The organism is Bacillota bacterium, assembly GCA_024655925.1.
In the GTDB taxonomy this organism is placed as follows: domain Bacteria; phylum Bacillota; class DTU025; order DTU025; family JANLFS01; genus JANLFS01.
In genome coordinates, this window is record JANLFS010000031.1 from 26,534 (window position 1) to 29,650 (window position 3,117).

Below are 3,117 nucleotides of genomic sequence, written 5' to 3' on the forward strand. Positions count from 1 at the left end.
TGGAGGTTCCCGTGCTCGCCCTGGCTCAGTTGAGCAGAGCAGTTGAGGCCACGGCCGACAAACGACCGCTCCTTTCTCATCTCAAGGAGAGCGGAGAGATAGAGCAGTCGTCTGACGTGGTGGCTTTCATCTACCGTGAGGAGTACTATAAACCGGACACGGAACGTAAGAACATCGCAGAGATCATGATAGCCAAGCAGCGGAACGGCCCGACCGGATCCTTCGAGCTCGTGTGGCAGAAGGAGTATACAAGGTTCAGGAACCTGGAGAAGGCTGTTCGGGTCGAGTCCGCGAGCTAGATGACAGATAGCCGGGTCCGCCCACTCAGACTCCCATTCGCCTTAAGGAGTCTTCATTCTTGGGCGGTCCGGCTGCTGGTATAAAGCATATCCGCCGGGCGCGGGTTTATGCGTCCCGTCGCGCTCTTGGCTGGGGAGAGGTGTTGGTCCTGAAACCGTCGACAGGGTATGCGTCTCTCCTGTCAAATAGGGATTTCATGTTGCTCACCTTAGGTGAGCTGGTCTCGAACTTGGGAAGCAAGATCACGTATATCGCGCTCCTGACGAAGGTGCTGGAGCTGAGCGGGAGCCCGCTGAAGGTGGGAATCGTCGCCCTGCTGGGGACGGTTCCGACCGTCATCTTCGCCCCTATTGCCGGAGTTGCCGCAGATAGGCTTTCCAGGAAGACCATAGTGGTGGCCTCCAATCTGATCAGGGCAGGTATGTCACTCGGGCTGATCTTCGCCGTGCATCTTCCCCAGATCTATGGCCTGACCCTGGCCGACGCCGTGATTGCGAGCTTCTTTGCACCGGCCCGGCAGGCGCTGGAGCCTTCACTGGTGCGCCGGGATCAGCTCCTGCAGATGAACTCGTTCAACCAGGTCCTCAAGAACTTCGTTCAAGTTGGAGGACCGATGGCTGCGGGACTGACCGTGGCAGCCTTGGGCTATTCCGGTGCGTTTGTGTTCAATTCTCTCACCTTCCTGGTGGCGGCGACCACAGCCGCGCTGATCAGAACGAGACAGCAGTCTGAGACCGCCGCATCGGCGACGCCCACTCGTTCGATGGCGGAGCCAGCTCATTCGCCGGATGGAGTCGATAGCAGGATGCGCCCTCCAGTCTCTACTACTGGCGTGGCTGGTGCCAGAACGTGGCGAGAGTTCCTGGCCGGCTGGCAGTATGCCCGGGAGAACAGCGTGTTGATGTACGTCTTCACGTTGCAGCTCTTTATCACTCTGGCCATCAGCATGCAGGGTACGCTGCTCTTTCTCTATGCCGACCGGTATCTCCAATCACCCGGCCACGTTGCCCAGAGGGCAGGGTTCCTGTACTCGATGGTAGGTGTGGGAGGCCTGCTTGGCGGGATCATCTTGAACTTCCTCCTCCGCTGGATCAAAAGGATACCGCTTCTTCTAGCCGTTCTCACGCTGGACGGCGTTGCGGTGCTAGGGTTCGCGCTCAACACCAACTTCTACGTGGCCATGCTGATTTGCGCTTTGTTCGGCATGATGGGGGTGGCGTTGTCCAGCACGGCAAACACCATCTTGCAGGAAGAAACCCCTGAGATACTCAGGGGTAGGGTGTTTGCGCTGTTCGGCTCCGCAATGGGGCCGGCGTCTCTGCTTTCCATCGGCATGGGAGCGGGGCTTGCCAGCCTGTTCGGCCCGCGGTTAGTGTTTCTGGGCGCGGGTTTCGCTGAGCTCACGTTCTCGGCAGTCAGTACCGCCGTTCCCACCTACTCCAAAGTGAAAAGCCGCTAGGAGGCTCTTGCCTCGATGAACTCACGCATCCTATTGGTGCCCTCCAGGAGTCTCTCTTCCCGGCTTGTGTAGGACACTCTGAGGTACTGTTCTGTCTCGCCAGGATTGGGGCGCCCGAAGGAGGTGCGTGGAAGGACTGCCACGCCAGCTTCTTCCAGGAGCGCGCGCTGCAGGGCTTCGGAGTCCTTGAGGCCCAGCATGCGGCAGGCTTCAGTGACGTTGGGGAAAGCGTAGAACGCACCGCCCGGGAGATGACACCGGAATCCTGGGATCCGGTTGAGTTCCCGGACCAGAAGATCCCGCCTGGCCTGGAATTCCCGGCGCATCCGTTCCGGCTCGTCCTGGGGTCCGGCCAGCCCTTCGATACCCGCGTACTGAGTGAAAGTAGCTGTACAGGACTCGGCGTTCATCATGAACAAATCTAGCGTCCGCGCGAGATCCCGGTTCATGACGCCGAAACCCAGCCTCCAGCCGGTCATGGCGTAGGTCTTGGAAAAACCATCGATCAGTATGGTTCGATCCTTCATGCCGGGGATGGAGGCGATGCTTGCAAACTCTCCGTCGTATACTAGTCTGGAGTAAATCTCATCGGACATCACCCACAGGTCGTTCTCTATTGATATCGCCGCAATTCGCTCAAGATCGGAACGGGAGAGAACTCCGCCGGTGGGGTTATGTGGGGAGTTGAGGATTATCATTGATGTCCTTGGCGTGACCAGACTCTCGAGACGATCGATGTCCAGCGCGAAACCTCGCTCTTCAACCAGAGGAACGCTGACGTACTCCGCTCCGACCATGTGGACTATGGAGGGGTACGCGGGGTAAGATGGGTTGGCCCCGATCACCTCAGTCCCTGGCTCCACGCAAGCGAGAATGGAATGGAAGATCATCGGCTTGGTTCCCGGGGACACGACTACTTCGTCCGGGGACACATCGACGCCACGGGTGGTAGAGATGAACTCTGCTATGGTCTTGCGAAACGAGGGTACGCCCGCAGCCGGCGAATAGTGGGTGTAGTTGTCCTCGATTGCCTTGCACCCGGCTGCCTTGATGTTATTGGGCGTGTCGAAGTCGGGTTCTCCGATAAAGAGGTTCACGATATCGCGGCCCTGCGCCCGAAGGTCCATTACCACCTTCATGACCTCGAAGGCGCCCTCCGCCTCGAGCCTACCGGCTCTCTCGGCCTGTTTCATCAACACTCTCCTCCGGGTCTGGAATACCTGGCACCATCACTGTTCGCGCCCACCGGGCGAATTCCTTCCGGAAAGCTAGTCAGTTGATGGTGGAGTTGCGGCACGCTTGGGGGAGATGGGTGGAACGCGACCAGGGTGACCGACCACGCGTAACACAGTGTCGCC

General features: G+C 59.1%; 3 protein-coding genes. 2 read left to right on the top strand and 1 reads right to left on the bottom strand.

Annotation, left to right across the window (positions count from 1 at the left end):
* The coding region (locus tag NUW23_06610) for a DnaB-like helicase C-terminal domain-containing protein (protein ID MCR4425850.1) at positions 1–299 on the top strand (299 nt) is incomplete at its 5' end.
* Between the two features lie 59 nt (positions 300–358).
* Positions 359–1,759 (top strand): MFS transporter, encoded by a 1,401-nt coding sequence (locus NUW23_06615; GenBank protein MCR4425851.1) that lies wholly within the window; start codon positions 359–361, stop codon positions 1,757–1,759.
* Here NUW23_06615 and NUW23_06620 read toward each other — a convergent pair.
* Complete coding sequence (locus NUW23_06620) at positions 1,756–2,952, bottom strand: pyridoxal phosphate-dependent aminotransferase (protein MCR4425852.1); 1,197 nt, start codon at positions 2,950–2,952, stop codon at positions 1,756–1,758. The two genes, NUW23_06615 and NUW23_06620, sit on opposite strands and share 4 nt — an antisense overlap.
* Positions 2,953–3,117 lie beyond the last annotated feature (165 nt).

What these genes read in the sequence shown, in the direction of transcription:
- NUW23_06620 (MCR4425852.1), bottom strand. Translation starts at nt 2,952, where the DNA reads ATGAAACAGGCCGAGAGAGCCGGTAGGCTCGAGGCGGAGGGCGCCTTC.